At 40.2% G+C, this 15,116-nt stretch carries 21 protein-coding genes; 8 read left to right on the top strand and 13 right to left on the bottom strand.

Annotation, left to right across the window (positions count from 1 at the left end):
• Positions 1-112: 112 nt before the first annotated feature.
• The 12 genes from KCG35_RS21470 to KCG35_RS21415 all read right to left on the bottom strand — a co-directional run bounded on the left by KCG35_RS21470 (position 113) and on the right by KCG35_RS21415 (position 7,530).
• Complete coding sequence (locus tag KCG35_RS21470; RefSeq protein WP_215821918.1) at positions 113-421, bottom strand: hypothetical protein; 309 nt, start codon at positions 419-421, stop codon at positions 113-115.
• Between the two features lie 439 nt (positions 422-860).
• Positions 861-1,607, bottom strand: coding sequence for a phage antirepressor (locus KCG35_RS21465; protein WP_215821917.1), 747 nt, complete (start codon positions 1,605-1,607; stop codon positions 861-863).
• A gap of 57 nt (positions 1,608-1,664) precedes the next feature.
• Entirely contained in the window at positions 1,665-1,883 is a 219-nt protein-coding gene (locus tag KCG35_RS21460) for a phage holin (RefSeq protein ID WP_215821916.1), read from the bottom strand.
• A 15-nt stretch (positions 1,884-1,898) separates the two neighbouring features.
• On the bottom strand, positions 1,899-2,309 hold the full coding sequence (locus KCG35_RS21455; protein WP_215821915.1) for a 3TM-type holin: 411 nt from the start codon (positions 2,307-2,309) through the stop codon (positions 1,899-1,901).
• A gap of 138 nt (positions 2,310-2,447) precedes the next feature.
• Complete coding sequence (locus KCG35_RS21450; protein WP_215821914.1) at positions 2,448-2,879, bottom strand: N-acetylmuramoyl-L-alanine amidase; 432 nt, start codon at positions 2,877-2,879, stop codon at positions 2,448-2,450.
• 71 nt (positions 2,880-2,950) lie between these two features.
• Positions 2,951-3,490, bottom strand: coding sequence for a hypothetical protein (locus tag KCG35_RS21445; RefSeq protein ID WP_215821913.1), 540 nt, complete (start codon positions 3,488-3,490; stop codon positions 2,951-2,953).
• Positions 3,491-3,648: 158 nt separating this feature from the next.
• Positions 3,649-4,221 carry a hypothetical protein gene (locus KCG35_RS21440; protein WP_215821912.1) on the bottom strand — a complete coding sequence of 191 codons (573 nt, stop codon included), beginning with the start codon at positions 4,219-4,221 and terminating at the stop codon, positions 3,649-3,651.
• Positions 4,222-4,332: 111 nt separating this feature from the next.
• Positions 4,333-4,905 carry a hypothetical protein gene (locus KCG35_RS21435; protein WP_215821911.1) on the bottom strand — a complete coding sequence of 191 codons (573 nt, stop codon included), beginning with the start codon at positions 4,903-4,905 and terminating at the stop codon, positions 4,333-4,335.
• Positions 4,906-5,017: 112 nt separating this feature from the next.
• Positions 5,018-5,242, bottom strand: a complete 225-nt coding sequence (locus tag KCG35_RS21430) for a winged helix DNA-binding protein (RefSeq protein ID WP_215821910.1) — start codon at positions 5,240-5,242, stop codon at positions 5,018-5,020.
• 182 nt (positions 5,243-5,424) lie between these two features.
• Positions 5,425-5,850, bottom strand: coding sequence for a VRR-NUC domain-containing protein (locus KCG35_RS21425; RefSeq protein WP_215821909.1), 426 nt, complete (start codon positions 5,848-5,850; stop codon positions 5,425-5,427).
• Entirely contained in the window at positions 5,847-6,674 is an 828-nt protein-coding gene (locus tag KCG35_RS21420) for a replication protein P (RefSeq protein WP_215821908.1), read from the bottom strand. Before KCG35_RS21420 ends, KCG35_RS21425 begins: the two co-directional genes overlap by 4 nt.
• Complete coding sequence (locus tag KCG35_RS21415; RefSeq protein WP_215821907.1) at positions 6,604-7,530, bottom strand: DnaT-like ssDNA-binding domain-containing protein; 927 nt, start codon at positions 7,528-7,530, stop codon at positions 6,604-6,606. The genes KCG35_RS21420 and KCG35_RS21415 overlap by 71 nt, the downstream gene beginning before the upstream one ends.
• Positions 7,531-8,172: 642 nt before the next feature.
• Here KCG35_RS21415 and KCG35_RS21410 point away from each other — a divergent pair.
• From KCG35_RS21410 to KCG35_RS21375, 8 genes are all read left to right on the top strand, one after another.
• On the top strand, positions 8,173-8,604 hold the full coding sequence (locus KCG35_RS21410) for a helix-turn-helix transcriptional regulator (RefSeq protein ID WP_215821906.1): 432 nt from the start codon (positions 8,173-8,175) through the stop codon (positions 8,602-8,604).
• Positions 8,605-8,722: 118 nt separating this feature from the next.
• Positions 8,723-9,172, top strand: coding sequence for a helix-turn-helix transcriptional regulator (locus KCG35_RS21405; RefSeq protein ID WP_215821905.1), 450 nt, complete (start codon positions 8,723-8,725; stop codon positions 9,170-9,172).
• Positions 9,142-9,534 (top strand): hypothetical protein, encoded by a 393-nt coding sequence (locus tag KCG35_RS21400; protein WP_215821904.1) that lies wholly within the window; start codon positions 9,142-9,144, stop codon positions 9,532-9,534. Before KCG35_RS21405 ends, KCG35_RS21400 begins: the two co-directional genes overlap by 31 nt.
• On the top strand, positions 9,531-9,743 hold the full coding sequence (locus KCG35_RS21395) for a hypothetical protein (protein WP_215821903.1): 213 nt from the start codon (positions 9,531-9,533) through the stop codon (positions 9,741-9,743). Before KCG35_RS21400 ends, KCG35_RS21395 begins: the two co-directional genes overlap by 4 nt.
• A gap of 77 nt (positions 9,744-9,820) precedes the next feature.
• Positions 9,821-10,018 carry a hypothetical protein gene (locus KCG35_RS21390; protein ID WP_215821902.1) on the top strand — a complete coding sequence of 66 codons (198 nt, stop codon included), beginning with the start codon at positions 9,821-9,823 and terminating at the stop codon, positions 10,016-10,018.
• Between the two features lie 48 nt (positions 10,019-10,066).
• Positions 10,067-10,378, top strand: a complete 312-nt coding sequence (locus KCG35_RS21385) for a hypothetical protein (protein WP_215821901.1) — start codon at positions 10,067-10,069, stop codon at positions 10,376-10,378.
• 15 nt (positions 10,379-10,393) lie between these two features.
• The gene (gene xisR / locus KCG35_RS21380; protein ID WP_215821900.1) at positions 10,394-10,780 is read left to right on the top strand and encodes an excisionase family protein; all 387 of its coding nucleotides are present in this window, start codon (positions 10,394-10,396) and stop codon (positions 10,778-10,780) included.
• 6 nt (positions 10,781-10,786) lie between these two features.
• Positions 10,787-12,040 carry a site-specific integrase gene (locus KCG35_RS21375; RefSeq protein ID WP_215821899.1) on the top strand — a complete coding sequence of 418 codons (1,254 nt, stop codon included), beginning with the start codon at positions 10,787-10,789 and terminating at the stop codon, positions 12,038-12,040.
• A gap of 102 nt (positions 12,041-12,142) precedes the next feature.
• On the opposite strand, the gene KCG35_RS26995 is transcribed toward KCG35_RS21375, so the two are convergent.
• On the bottom strand, positions 12,143-14,827 hold the full coding sequence (locus KCG35_RS26995) for a ricin-type beta-trefoil lectin domain protein (protein ID WP_215821898.1): 2,685 nt from the start codon (positions 14,825-14,827) through the stop codon (positions 12,143-12,145).
• Between the last annotated feature and the right edge of the window lie 289 nt (positions 14,828-15,116).

Raw genomic sequence — 15,116 nt, 5'->3', positions numbered from 1 at the left:
GCCAGCATCATTTGCATTTTTGGAGTGCAGAAAATTGGCATAAAATGAGCGAAGCGAATGCCAATTTTTGCAACGGAAAAAATGTCCAATGCATGCTCTTGTTATGCGCATATCACTTTTCTGCCTTTTTTAAGCCAATTTTACCGGCAAGTATACAAAACGGAATTATTAGGAGGAGCAATGGTATTTGACCATATCTTAAGTACCTAAATTCAGTGTGCAAATTTGACCCAATATCTATACCCGCAATTTGCATTGAGAAGAAGTAAACCCAAGGAGATATAGCCGATAAAACAATTATCCAGCCTAAAAAACTCATTTTTGTCTTTTGGCCGCAGGAGTTGCATTCTTGGGTTCCAGTCATATTTTTTCCCCAAGATGAAAATGGAATTTTATTTTCCTTACAATTCGGACAGATCACTTATTTCTCCTTGAGCATAACTATTAATGAACGTCACTCTGACGCAAGATATTACGTCAGAGTGACGTATAACACTCCAACAAATTATAAGCAATTCACACTTTTTACGCCAAATCCATACTTCGCACATGTAGCTATCTATATGATATTTAAGAAGTTGTCTAATATTTAAACGGTTGTTATACGTCAGAGTGACGTAATATATTACGTCACTTTAAGGACGCTTTAGGAAAATTAACCGTCGCTATTTATATGAGTGATTTTGATGCAACCCTATAATCAATCAAAAATATAGCTTAATGAACTGACTGATTAACTTTTTTCTTTTAAAAGCATATTTAAGCTTTTTTAAAATAGCACCCCACTTTTTTAGTACCGCATAATCTATAAAAAAAGCCCACCGTAGTGGGCAAGGGACAATAAAAAGAGAAGACCTTACTTAATGGTATTGAACTAATTGATGGGCTATCTTTGCAACGCCTTTAGCTGTTAAACGCACTTGATCAACGATCTTTTCTGAGCCATCTTGACGTTCAATCGCTGTAAATTTATGAACTAAAAAGCCACGTTGAATTTTATCCTGATAGGCGGTCCAGCCAGGAGCACCCGGACGGCGATAAATCCATTTGTTTGTAGATAACCAGCTAAACAAATCCTTTGGTTTTATCTGTAAGTCTTTAGCCGCGTTAGTAATACAAAAGCTCTCATCACCCCCTGCTATTTTCTCAAAAGCTTCAGCCTTAGGGAGCACAGCTTTAATCTCTTCCTTAGCCACATCTAATTGAGCTGTTTTTGTTTCAATAATAGATTGAGCCACTTGCAACGCTTTTGCTAACACCAGGCTTGGATCATCTTTTTCCTGACCGGCAATATAACCACCATTTTTACGAATACTAGGCAGTACTTCATGTGTTACCCAGCGTTTGAATGCTTTGGCTTCAGACCGACGACTTTTAAGGATGGCCGAATACAAACCAGACTCATTGATAGCCTTTAGCTCTTGGTCTCCACCAGGGGTACTCACTGTATGAGTATCCTTTTCATCATCATCTAGAGCTCTACACATATTAAATGCATCTCGATACCCTAACGCGTTTGCAACATCTGTTGCCACAAACCAAGGCTCACCCTCTTTGTTAATCACTCGCACTGCAGATGTATTAAATTTAAAAGGTATTATGTCCATTATTATTTTCCCTAATGCTTAAAAAAAAAGCCCACCGAAGTGGGCCGTGCACAACTATTAATTGTTTTTATGTTTCTGATGGTGATTTATCTTCTGATTAAACAAAGCAGATTCACGCTGATCTTGCCGGTGCTTATAAACCCAATTCACGATAACGGTTATCAGTGTTAAAATTACACCGATAATCACCCCCCAGTCTTTTACCGTAAATCCAGCAATAACGGTCACGGCACTGGCCGCATAAGGTGCGTTAGAAATTATCTTCTCGGTAATCATCGGGCTAACCATTGTCTATCGTTGCCGGGCAACACCTTTCACTTTTTCCATGGTGCGAATACCGCCTAACCCCAATAATGTTAAGACCAAAGTAATGAGCTGGCTGGTATCAATGATGGGTAACATTTCGACGACATCAGTACGATTAGCGAGGGATAGACCAATGATAATCAGATCTCTTAGTATCCAGGCATACGTCAGTAGTCCTACACATAACCAACCCAGGCCAGGACGCCAACCGGATACAAATATGGATGGATGCTTAGCTTCTTCTAGTGTGGTTAAGGCTTGGAGGATATGCGGCTGGTTAAGTGTTTCGAGGGTTTTATTCCGGGCTTTAAGTCGTTCTTCATCACTGGTAAATAAATCATCAAGGCCGCTGATGATGGAGCCAGCAATATCAGGAATTAACTTATTGATACTCATTTTTATCTGATGCTTTTCTTTTTAAAGATGCTCGGTATTTTTGATAAGATTATTTTCGTTCCCGGTAAATAGCAACAGTGAATCCCAGAGCAAATATGCTTGCACACAATATAAGCTCGAGGAGTGTTAACCAACACATCACTGCTTACCGATCTGGTTCGTTTTACTGTTTAATACATCAATATCGCTGACAACAGACCACCAATCTTTTACATCAAAATTAGGGCATGTCTTGTGCGTATCTAAATCACAATGGCCACACACTTCAGCAGCTGGATATTTGGCTTTCCAATCGTGTATTACACGCTCCAAGCTTTGCATCTGCTCATTGGTAAATTGATCACGACCAATTAAACACACCCCCAGGCTTGTGCTGTTGTGTCCAGCCACATGAGCACCTATCCAGTAATCAGGACGCCCATGCTCTACTCGTCCATCACGTCGAATAACACGATGGTAACCAATACCTACCCAACCACGGCCTATATGCCAACGGTGGATATCTGCAGCTGAATCATCCCTGCCATTCGGTGAGTCAGAACAATGCACAACAAGTCGGGTAATGTTCATAAAAGTGTCCTTATTACAAACATAAAAAAAGCCCGCTATAACGGGCTTAATACTCATAAATATGAGACCAATTAGTCAAAGCACTCTTTCAAGCGTGTTTCGTTATTAGCGTCTGCTAAAAATTCGATTTTCTCAAGCATCATTATTTTATTTTTATCTAGGTATAAATCTGCGATAATGACTTCAGCTTTATTATTCACCATTTTCCCTGCACAAAAAGTAAACCTGCAACAATCAGAATAGAGTACTTTTGGATTGACCAACCTGCTTTTAGCTTCTTCCAGAGAAACATTCTCTAGTAATACTGGTGTCTTTGATGAACGAAGATTACTTGTTAGTAATAGCTGAGCTGTTTTTAATCTATTATCTAACACTTCAGTTAATGCATACACATAACAGAATATCCCTAAAGCTGTTAATAGTATAACAAAAGGTTTTTGGATTGATTTTTTTATTATATATAAACTACAAGGTAGGAATGCCACCCACGAGATAAAATATGTGACAACATGTTTATCAATAAAGAATCCTTCGCCTCCAACAGAGAGAACAAAAAAATCTCCCATCAAGAATATTAACACTGAGTAAGCAATAAATAACGGTGCCTTCACATACATCTCCTACTAGACAGGGCTTCGTTTTGGTACTGAGCGTTATACATTCCTGTGTTACATCATGAATCATAATTAAAAAAGCCCGACTTAACGGGCTTTTATACTAGATACAATTTTGGATTCTGAGAAAAATATACCCCTGAATCGCCATGAAATCAACTCGTCTGCTGAAATAAATTTATTTTGGTAGAAATAGCAGCGGCAATGTCTGTTTCCCACAAATAACATTCTGCTACACATGCGGTATATCGATCATGCCATGTTTGCTTCCACGCATTTGGCTTCATTCCGCAGAACTTCGCTTGGCTTGCTTTTGGCATTGGTCTTCGACCATTTGAGCAAGAACACTTTCTGGCTTTTGCAATATACACCCCCGTCCCGTTGCAGGTAGGACAAATATTCTCACCCACTAACTCATTGATCACCAACCGCCCCAGCTGTAAGAAAAAAAACATACTGCGTTTGTCGTCATCGGCGAAAGGCGCCCGCCATTTATTTTTAAGTCCGAAAAGGATGACTGCGTGCTGTGTGAGTTTATCCAGCTCGTGAATAACTGTCTTATCCCCCACGTACTTCAGTAACCCAAATAAGTACGCTTCTCGTGATATGTCTGCCATCCCTAACGCGCCAGCCACGTCCTCCGCTGTAAGCCTTGGAATTCCGCCAGGGATCGCATCGTGTTGAACGGTTCGATGCCCTAATAGTGCCATTACACTTGCGTTGGCCATACATTACTCCTTAAATGGTCTTGGGACATTCATGTCCTTTTGATGTCCTCTAGCGTGTCTTGTTGGACTGCAATTGGCTTATCGCCTGGAGAGTACAGTGAATAGTGTTTATTAAATTAAGTACGCTTTTTTCTCAGCTTCTAACGCGCGTATTTCTTTTTTTAATCTAAGTACACGCTGTTCATAGTTATGCACGATGACTGCATTAAATGTTTGTAGATCACCAATTCGCAGGCTAGTACGTCGTAATATGGAAGTCTGCATCGCGAGTTCCGCCTGAGTATTTTGCTGGAATATAAATTCAGGTCGTTGTTGTTTTTTAGGATGCTGGCCGTGAATTAATTTCACCCGTTTTTTTCCCTGAACTTCCAGCAGTCCCCAACCAGGTGGTAAATCATCTACAGTTAACAACCGGGGTGGCGTCATAAAATACCGATATTTACCAACACCAAATTCGGGGTGTTGTCGAAAAAACTTCTTACGGTCTGCATGAAAGTCCGCACGACTGACTTTAACCTCAACAAGAAAGGAATCTCTACCACCCCGTATCCAACCTATCGCATCAGGTTCTTCCAATGTCAGCGAGTTTGCTTTCAGCTCGGCAAAAGCTACAGAGCAACCAACCGTTTTTAGTAGCCACCGTTTGGCAACCTGGCAAAGTGTTGCATGTGCATATTTATCCATGTGTACGTCCTGTGGTGAGAAACTTTCTCGTTTTCTACGAATCTAACTAATGGTCTTAAATACTGCGTACCTTTCATTGCTTCGTTGTAGTACTCGGTAGCCCAGAAAGAGCTTACGAAGCAATGGCTTTTTCTACCGATAACTCAAGCATCAACTGCCGTGATTGAAATACTCTGTCGTTTTTATTCTCGGTCTGAATTTTATCCACAAGGCCATGCTTACACGCTCGGTTAAGCACGCGGGTTATAACCCTGGGTGTTGTACCCATAATGTCCGCGAGTTCTTTGCTGGTGTATGTTTTTACCGGGTCCATTTGTGCGAGTATGGTACCTATCACCGTAGCGTCTCCGTTTACGTTTTTCCCTCTCCGTGTTTAGCCGTTGTCGCATGTCATTCTGATACTGCTCCGGTAATTTTTTTAACCAACGACGAATACTTTCGTCTGTTTTTTTACTTAACATCCAGCGTGCTAAACAATCCCGTTTATATGCTTCTACTGAATCGAGTTCTGACATGGTTTTAATGTGAATCGATGGGTAAATTGGCGTATTGAGTTATTGCCTCTTTTGCAGCCGCAAAGCCTTTGCAGACAACCGCCATATACCCGTTCTCTGCTAACCTATTAATCCATTCAAGCTGTGAACTGCTAACAGCTGCATCCTTTGGCGGTGTTGCTTTAAACTCGATGGCAAGTCCGTGATACCCACCACGCGGTTGTAAAATTAAAATATCTGGCACCCCCGCTTTAACGCCCTCACCTTTCAATTTCTTGGCAACCGCAACATGACGATGACCACCATTCGGTACATGAAAAGCGCAGTCATACAGCGTTCTGTAACGTGTATGCATCCAGATAAATAAGGCTTGCTGTTCCTGCCCTTCGAGATCTTTTCGTTTAGCCATATGCGCCGGGGTTAAATGATTGAGGTATTTGTTTGGTCTCATGCTGAGTTAGCTCCATTGGCTAAGCGGGATCTCATTGCGGCCAACGCCGACTTAGCTGACGTCAGTTGTTGTAAACCTTGAGCTTTGATCTGAGCCTGCAGCTTAGCTTCGTGATACTGCTCGTTGATATCCAGTAGTGATTGACGCCTAGCGTCTTCTAACGCGGGTCTGACGTCGGGTATCTGTTCACCGCGTGCAATGCGGTTACATAATTGTCGATATAGGCTCTCAAAGGTCTTTCTCAGCGCTTTTACTTCGTCACCCTGAGCACAACGTATGCTAAAAAAGTCTGTGGCTTTAGCCGCCGCGTAGACGGCCTCGTGACTCCAAGCATGTGTCGTCTGTTCGTGACAATGGTGAGTGACCTCCTGCCAAGCGAGTTCAACGGTGGGTAAGCCGTGCTGTTCGTAATCAACGGTCGTGCAGTAGCGGATAAAGTCCGCCAACGAGGGTATAAATCGAGATTCCGACTCCACATGTTGTATACCCTGTTCCACCTGGGTGGGTGTGAGTTGTTGAAAACGTTCGTTGTTCAACCACTGCAGTTTGGCACTGCGAAGTTTGTAATCCAGGTTAACGCCGTTATTGGCTAACGTGGGTACATCCAACGGCCAGGCCTTTTTGAACTGCAAGGGCCACACGGTTTCGAACATACCAAACAGCTTGTTGATCAACGCACGTTGGGCTTTTGCGGGTAATGCAGACACCGTTTGTGCGCGTTGCTGATGTGGATTCTCGTCTGTCGTGTGCTGCTCACCAGTCTGTGTCTTCGAGTCGTTGACGGAATGAATCGTTTTCTGAAGTAACTGCCGTCCGCTGTGCATAACTCACCTCCATGGTGTGTTTTTCGTGGTTGATGATGTTTACCCGAGTGTTGTTTTTCTCGTTGAGTGCGTGTTGAAGCTGGTTTTCTCTGGTTTGTTGGGCTTGATACCGTCGATACTGGTGTCGAAGGTGATTAAAAAATTTGGCCTCCCACGACGGGTGTTGTTTACCTTCCCCCACCCAGTACAAAACAAATTCGTCACGTTGTTCACTGGCAAATTGTTTGGGTATACCTGCGCGCAGTAGTTTTGCTTCCAGCAATGGCCAATCAGGTTCCCAATCGTCCGTCATGGGTTTAGCCACCGGATTTTTTTTCGGGGGTGGTTCACCACGGTTAAAAATTTCGAGCGCCGGATCATTGTCCTCCCGCGCGCAAGTCGTAGTAGTAGTTATTGGGGATTCTATTGATGGTTTGGGTGTCACAGCTCTGACACCCTCCCCCTTGCAGAGCTTTGACACCCCTTCTGTTATAGGGGTGTCACTAGGTGGTACCCCTATGGTTGTAGGGGGTTCAATTTGACACCCCTCATTTTGTTTGGTCTCGGGTGTAAGTGATTCTTTATCTGGCTCAGGTTCTTTGGGTTTGGCACCTACATGTAATAAAAAATAATTTGTGCCGGTCGCGCCATTAATTTTTACTCGATTTTGTTTGGTGAGTAATCCGAGTGTTTCGAGTGATTTAATATGACGTCGTGCCGTGGATTTAGACATCGAGGATTTTTTAGCAATGGTGTCCATCGATGGCCAACAATAACCTTCGTCATTGGCATTATCGGCCAGAGATAAAAGCACTATTTTTTTATGAGGGTCCAATTGTTGAAGGGAAAAAGCCCAGGTCATAGCATGAATGCTCATACCATCCTCCTAAAAAAATAGAGGAAATGGTTGTTTTTTTCGTTTGAATTATCCATAATTACTGAGTCTCTTTGTCAAATTAAAAACTGCTTATCTCTCACGGGTAAGCAGTTTTTTTCTGCCTGAAATTTGTAAGAAAAAACACCCGTTAATAAATTCAGGGTGAAAAAAATCCTGCTGAACTGTTCAACATTTTTTTCCAATTCGTCATTCACAAAAAATTAAGACAATAAAAATTCTCTCGCCTTTTTTACGAACAAAAGGCGTGGATATTATTTATTGAATTACGAACGTTTATTTACATGAAGTGAATTTATGTCCCTATAAGTCCTCCTTGACAAGTCACTGTCCAGATATACAGCACTATCAAGCCTAATGACAATACACCCCGGATTTTGTATAGTGTATACAATACAAAACGTGTTACAGAGCTGCCGCATAGGCAGTTTAGAAGTCACTTGTCCGCCGCATAGGCGGACCAGAAATAACACTTTGTACTGGTTTTTATATGGCCGGACACCCCAAGGGTGTGCCGGTCTTTTATTGTTGCTTTAAAAATTACAATGCAAAACTATTACATGTTACACGTGATCGATCCTAGCTTATGCTTTTTTAATTGTCAAAGAAATGTCAGTGAAACATATGAGTGAACTTTGGGAACGAATTAGAGCTGCAAGAGCTAGTGCTTGCTTAACTCAAGAAGAGCTTGCTAACAAGCTTGGTGTTGCAAGGCCAACTATTGGCTTATGGGAAAGTCCTGATCCTAAAAAGCGCACCCAGCCAAGAGACAAAACTCTACAAAAAATCGCAGAGATAACTGGAGCGCCTTATGGATGGCTTATTTCAGATGAATCTGAGATATCACCCGAATTTAGAGATCAAAACCCTGACCTCAAAAGCAAAGAGCTTGAAAATCGCTTAAAGGATGATAAACAGATTAACCGTAAAGCCCTCGAGCGAGCATCACTTGAATTGCACAAAATGGTTATTGAAGACTCAATAAGCTATGACGATGCAGAAGTTGTAATAGCCCTTATAAGCGCTATCCGAGGCAGATCTCACCAAAACAAATAATACCTCACTTCAAAACGTGCCCTAAAGCATTACATAAAAACTTACATTGCAATACTTGACAACAATTACATTGCAATATATAACTTTTAACTAAGTTATCTACTGTAAGAGTAATGCTATGGATAGCACAGTCACAACATCAGACGGACACTGGCAAGCACATCTCACTAATCCTTACCTTGCACCGCGTGAAACACTGTACTGCTTAGGTCTTCTATCCGGGAAAACGGATAAGGCTATTGCACGGGATCATAATATTGAACCTGATAGTGTCAGCCGTCGGATTAAAAACGCTCACTACAAACTCAAGACGACAAACCGTGCCCATCTGGTAGCCGAGCTTATTCGCCTCAATGTTATCAGGTTAAAAATTCCACCTATGATTGCCATGCTTTTAGCTGTATTCACTATCAACAGTGTGGCACTCGTTGTAAACGATAACCCAAATAAACCCAGACAAGTACGGGTTATACAGCGCACATCACGACGACCGGAGTATATGTCACTGGATGATGATTACCCTAAAGGAGAAAACTCATGGAAGAGTATGCCACTGTTTATCAGCTGAAAAGTAATGTGGATTATCTTGTCGAACACTTAGTAGGAGGCATATCAACAACAAACCTTGTTTCATCCACTAACGATTTTAAATGCCAGGTGTGTTTTGTCCCCGTCAACGGCTGTAGCACATTGGCCATTGTGGATAACCAATTATTTTTTCGTGTTCATCTGCAGATGACATTACCTGAGTTAGATAAGCAATACCCCTATTTTATCAATGTATTTATCACCGGGTGTATTAACGCAGAAAAAAGCCTGTTGGTTATCCACAGCAAAAACAAACAACACGCTAGTTTATGTCTGCAGTTATTTACCAAGGCAGTCAACCAACAAAATGCTGTTGATTATGTTCTGCAGGAGGCCGCATGAAAACTATGGCCTCCCCTATCCATTCAACAGCGGCGTTAGAAGTTCATCAGATTAAAAGGAGGAATCAAACAGAAGCCGAATTAGTTTGGGATAAAATAGCCAGAGATTATCAACTTAAGCGAGAAGTAAATACAGCGCTTTGGCTACGACTACGTTATTTACTACGTAAAACTTACCGTAAATTATTAATAGAGCCTGCTGGCTACTAACACATAACATAAATTTATTTTTTAACACGCTCAGGTATGAGCCACAGCATTTTATTGCCTAAAAAAAGGGGAACGACATGACTACATCAGCAGAAAATAAAAACGGATTTATTCCCTGGAAACCCAATACACGCGTCATCCATTATCAACATGAACGGAGAAGAGGTATGCAGTTTCTGGCAACAGAGCTGTCACTGGATCTTGCTGCAGGTCTCGCTAACCAAGCCATCAGCAACATGCTCAACCCTGTTAAGAATGAGGATACAACACAGTAAGCGTATAACACTTGCCTAGACATGGGCAGTCAACACAGGAAGAGAATCATGTTGATATTAGGTCGCCAAGTTGGACAGTCTCTGCGGGTAGGAGACTTCCGACTTATTCTGCGGGGTAGAAACTCGAAAGATGCAGAAATAACACTGGTTTATGGTCATCGCGTACGCATTATGACCGTTGCTTACACACTGGCTTTTAAGCTGGGTAAGTCGATTACCATCACCCCCTACCCTCACCGGGGTAATGAATTTATCAGTGAAAGAGCGATGAACCAGGTGAACTTTCATATCCGTGCGCCTCGTGATGTACCCGTGATACGGGATGAGATTGAAGCGACTAGAACAGCACAGGGGCAATAACCACAGGAGGGTTACATGCTCAAGTGGATAAGAGCCACAAAGTTCAGGGAATTATTCAACGTGAGTGTCAGTGACTTCACCCAACTAAGAACAAAAGGCATATGGATCGAAGACCGAGAGTACAGAAAAGCTGCTGACGGTAATTTTTGGGTGAGTCTGACCTATCTAAATAAATGTACAGAACACACTATACAGGGCTTGGAGGAAGACATGTTACAGTGGGTTAAGCTTAAAAAATACTACGAACTATCAGGTGATACAGCCAACGCATTCAACCATAAAAAAAGCCGAGGTATCTGGAAAGAAGGCTGTGAATTCCGAAAAGCCGCTGACGGTGTTATTTGGATCAATCTTAAAGAAGTAAATAACTTCGCCGCCAAAAGTGTTTATAAACATCGGTAAGCAGCCATGGACGAAATAAAAGAAATCATTAACAGCCTGGATATCCCTGGTGGGCTTGAAGTTCGTTTACTTAAAGCAGCCGTCAGTATCAGAATTTATTTTTCTTACCGAGGGGTTAAGTGTCGTGAAACGATATCCAATCGTAAAATACCTAAAATTGAAGCCCCTTCGCACAAAAAACAGTTTACGAGTGACCTCAAAAAAGACCTTGCGTATGCCGCTAGTAAACGCGGCACCATTATCTACGAGATACAACGTAGGACGTTTAAATATTCAAACCACTTCCCTGACTCCAAACGCTGCACGATGTTCGGTGAGACATACCATGATGGTGTTACTGTCGGCGACCTACTTGACGGATATCTTCAGAAGGTTGACCAGCTAAAAGAAAGGAGTACTGCACGAAACTATAAAAAATCTGTCACCGGCCAGTTATTGCCTGTGTTTAGGGATATCCCTGTGCAAGAGTTACAGGCAAAACACATACGGGACTGGATTTATACTAAGAGCCTGTCATGTAAACGAAAAACAATTGTTAATCACCTGATACCACTAAAGCAGGTATTAAAACAGGCAGTAACCGACCGGATCATTCTCAGAAGTCCACTGGAAGATATCGATTTAGATCAGGAGATTATCAAAGAGGCTAAGGAAAGTGATTACGAGTGTGACCCCTTTAACCTGCAGGAAATTGAGCAAATACTGTCGTGTATGAAAGGCCAGGTGCGTAACATATTTACCACCGCATTCTTTACCGGCATGCGTACCAGTGAACTGATTGGCCTTACCTGGGAAAAGGTAAACTTCAGGGAAAACTATATCCTTGTGGATCAAGCTAAAGTTGACGGTGTCATTAAAGGAACAAAAACGGGCAAGAAAGGCATTCGCAAGGTCATCATGCTTGAGCCTGCAAGAAAAGCTTTAGAGGACCAGGCAAATTACACTCTTAATCAAGATGCCTATGTCTTCCATCATCCGACTCAAAATAAGCCCTGGGAGAATGATAAACAGTTGCGTATGACAGGCTGGAGACCGGCAATCAAAAGTTCTGGCGTTCGTTACAGAAACCCTTATCAGACTAGGCACAGCTATGCTTGCCTGATGATCGCACAGAATGAAAACCTTTTTTGGTTAGCAGGACAATTAGGACACAGAGGGATAGAAATGCTTAACAGGCACTATGGCTCTTTTATCGAACAAACGGGTGAAAAGTATCAGCCTAAAAATGAGTTTGATGCAATTAGTAAATATCTATTTTGAGATACTACTAATGTACTTACAATTAATAAAAAACTCTCCCAAAATAATACTGAGGGAGAGTCTATTTTTTAAAGTTAACTAAACGACACTGCTAATAACTATTTATTGCATATGACATTCATACTGTTGAGACGTATCCCATAAATTCTTAGTATAACCCAGGTTAACTGCTGCCGAACGTTGATAATTATTTAAAAAGGTTAAATTATTTTCCATACTCCAGTCTTCATTGGTATGACCTACTGTATCAGGTTCCCCCCAAAAACGTTCACTAATATAAGAGATACCTGATCCCCAGTTACTACTATTCCATCCTAATACTTTCCAAAGTGTTTGCGATAAAGAATCCATTTCATTCCATTCTAAAGAATTCCAATAGCATTCTGGATGATCATATTTCTTTGCAATATGAATTTGGTTGGCTCTAGAAAATTTCCAAAAAAAGGAAATATTATTCACCTCTAGCAAAGTATAGTTCTTATTTCCAACAAAAAACTCCTCGCCAGTAAATGTGATTTGTTGCCCAGCTTCATTTTGAACACAGCTTTTCAAATATGCGCTTGTGCCATCTTCGGATCCTTCAACACATAAACCATTATTTATTGCAGGCCTTAATGTATTTCCAAGATAAATCCACTGTTGGTTAAGTAAATTAGCATTACACTGTGTTTTGATCACATTGGAACCAGTAGTTACATTTGTGGAATCAACACCCAAACATTGCCCAGTTTCATTTCCATTTGTATCAATATTTTTTATAAATGAATACTGCTTATAATGTTTTAAATTCCACTTCTCATTAATTTTACCTTCTTCATGCAGCCATGTTGCAACATTAGGTCCACCGCCAATTCGGTTTAACGCCATCTCTTTTCCATCTTCATTTAAATGATGACTAACTATACTTACACCACCTTTATATCTAGATCTGATATCCCATTTTTGATTTGTGAATTCATGGCAATTAAAAAGAAATATATTTGTTCTGTTTGCTCTACCAAACCCAGAAATATCAACACAGTAGCTTGGATTCAACACCGGCCTTAAAGAGTTATTTTGGTAAACCCAGCGTTGATTCAAACTATCATCACAGCCCTTTATATATACATTCGAACCACTTTTAGCTTCATCTATGTGTAAACAATTACCTTTAAACTCGAAGGTATATAATTCAGGTTGATGAATATTTTTAACTTCTAGCATCCAGTCCTGTGCTTCTCCACGGTTTTGACTAAATGCAATAATTTCAGTATCAGCTGTCATCCCCAAGTCTTTTCTATCAAGAGCTAGTGGTTTCCCCCTGACTTTTTGAGCACTTTTTATCCAGACATAACCAGGCTTACTTGGAAATGGCGAAAAACTAAATTGTTGATTCTCTCTAAAGTGACAATCATAAAGATAAATGGGTGCATCATTTTCTTTTCTAGAAATATCAACACACTTATTTGTATCAATCAATGAATGAAGTGCTTGTTTTTCTGAGTCATAGAGAAACATTTGGTTTCTTGAAGAAGGATTACAGCTTCGAAGTCTTAAAGGATCTCCATTATTTTTACCCATAGCATGTAAGCACATGTTTCCCTTTTTAAAACTATAGACTGGATCTGTAGAATACCGATAGTCAGATATATAACTCCATGAATTTGCAACCTCCAATAGTTCTGATTTTATGTTATTTGTTTCTACATCTTGCAAAGCCAAATCCCAAAATTTATTATTGACTACAGTCGCCATTTTTACACAGTTAGCAACGTATTCATCTCCATTAACCCCATTTCGGCCATAAAGGTAGTAATCATCTGGTTCATTTCTATTTTTATTATAGTCGCGAGCATCAATATGACCGTATGTAAAATTAGCAAAATCATCATATCTTGGAAACATAATTTCATTATATTTTTGTTGGCAAATGCCGCGAGCATCATTCTCAGAATAACTTTTGTCTAAGTTATATCTTAAACTTAAGCTAAATAGGTAGTGTCCATTATTGATAATATATGTATCATACACCTTGTAACGCCAATAATTTAATAACTCAGCATTTTTTGCAACATGCTCTTTATAATCAAAAACAGTTAAATTATATTTTTTTAAATCTTTATCATAAGAAATAGGATCAACTATTGAAGCAAGTGTTAGTTTTGCATTTAGAGCAGCCAAATGCATAGTTGCAAATAATTGCATAATTCTTAATCTCGGCCTTGCATGCACCCATTTAAACACTTGGCCATTTGCTTCAGCATAGTGTTCCTTATCGAGCAAATACTCAATATTTGAAAGTTTTTTATTTTTTTCTACGACCCTCTCGATATCATCTGCAATACCACTTAATTTATCATATATACTTCTTAATCTGTTTTGCTTTGCTTCCCCAGTAAATTTATCTAATTCAGAAATTTGCGTTTCCATATCAATCATTTGCGATCTAAAGGTATATAAATTTAATTTATCTTCCTCTATCAATCTATCTTCAATTTTTAAATCAATAGCATTAAATACTCTGGACTTTATCATATTCCAAATATCATCTGCTGATAAATTTTGGCTACCTCCACCAAACATTGTTGCAAACGCAATATTTATTATTGGTCCAGCAATAGCTCCTGATACTCCTGCTCCTGCTAATGATTTTGAAATTGTCTCTGCTATTATGGTTTTTAACGCATTATCAAGTACGTTTTGAGTTGCAGCTTTACCTGCATCTTTAAGGAAATTTTCACCATGAGATGCAATACCAGTACTTGTTGACGAAATACATAATGTTAATACTGCAATTTTCGCAGCCACATGATTTTTTTTTTCACTACAGTCCCCCAAAATTACTTAGAGTATTCACTTAACTACCCAATAAAATATATTTGATTTATTAATTCTAGCGAGTGAGGCCAAACTATATTTTTACAAACTACGCATAAATTACTATCCTACAAATGTAGGATATCGCAAACTGCATATTTTGGTCAAGTTAGGCCGACGTTGTCGGCGACTTTTGGCTAGTGCCAATCATCAGGCTCAGTATTCACTTCGTAACTTTAAATCGTCTTATACGGCATATTTCGGCTATCTTCTTCTCGCT

Origin of the sequence: Zooshikella harenae, assembly GCF_018837975.1 — a bacterium.
Taxonomy (GTDB): domain Bacteria; phylum Pseudomonadota; class Gammaproteobacteria; order Pseudomonadales; family Zooshikellaceae; genus Zooshikella; species Zooshikella harenae.
This window is presented reverse-complemented; position numbering and strand designations above follow the sequence as displayed.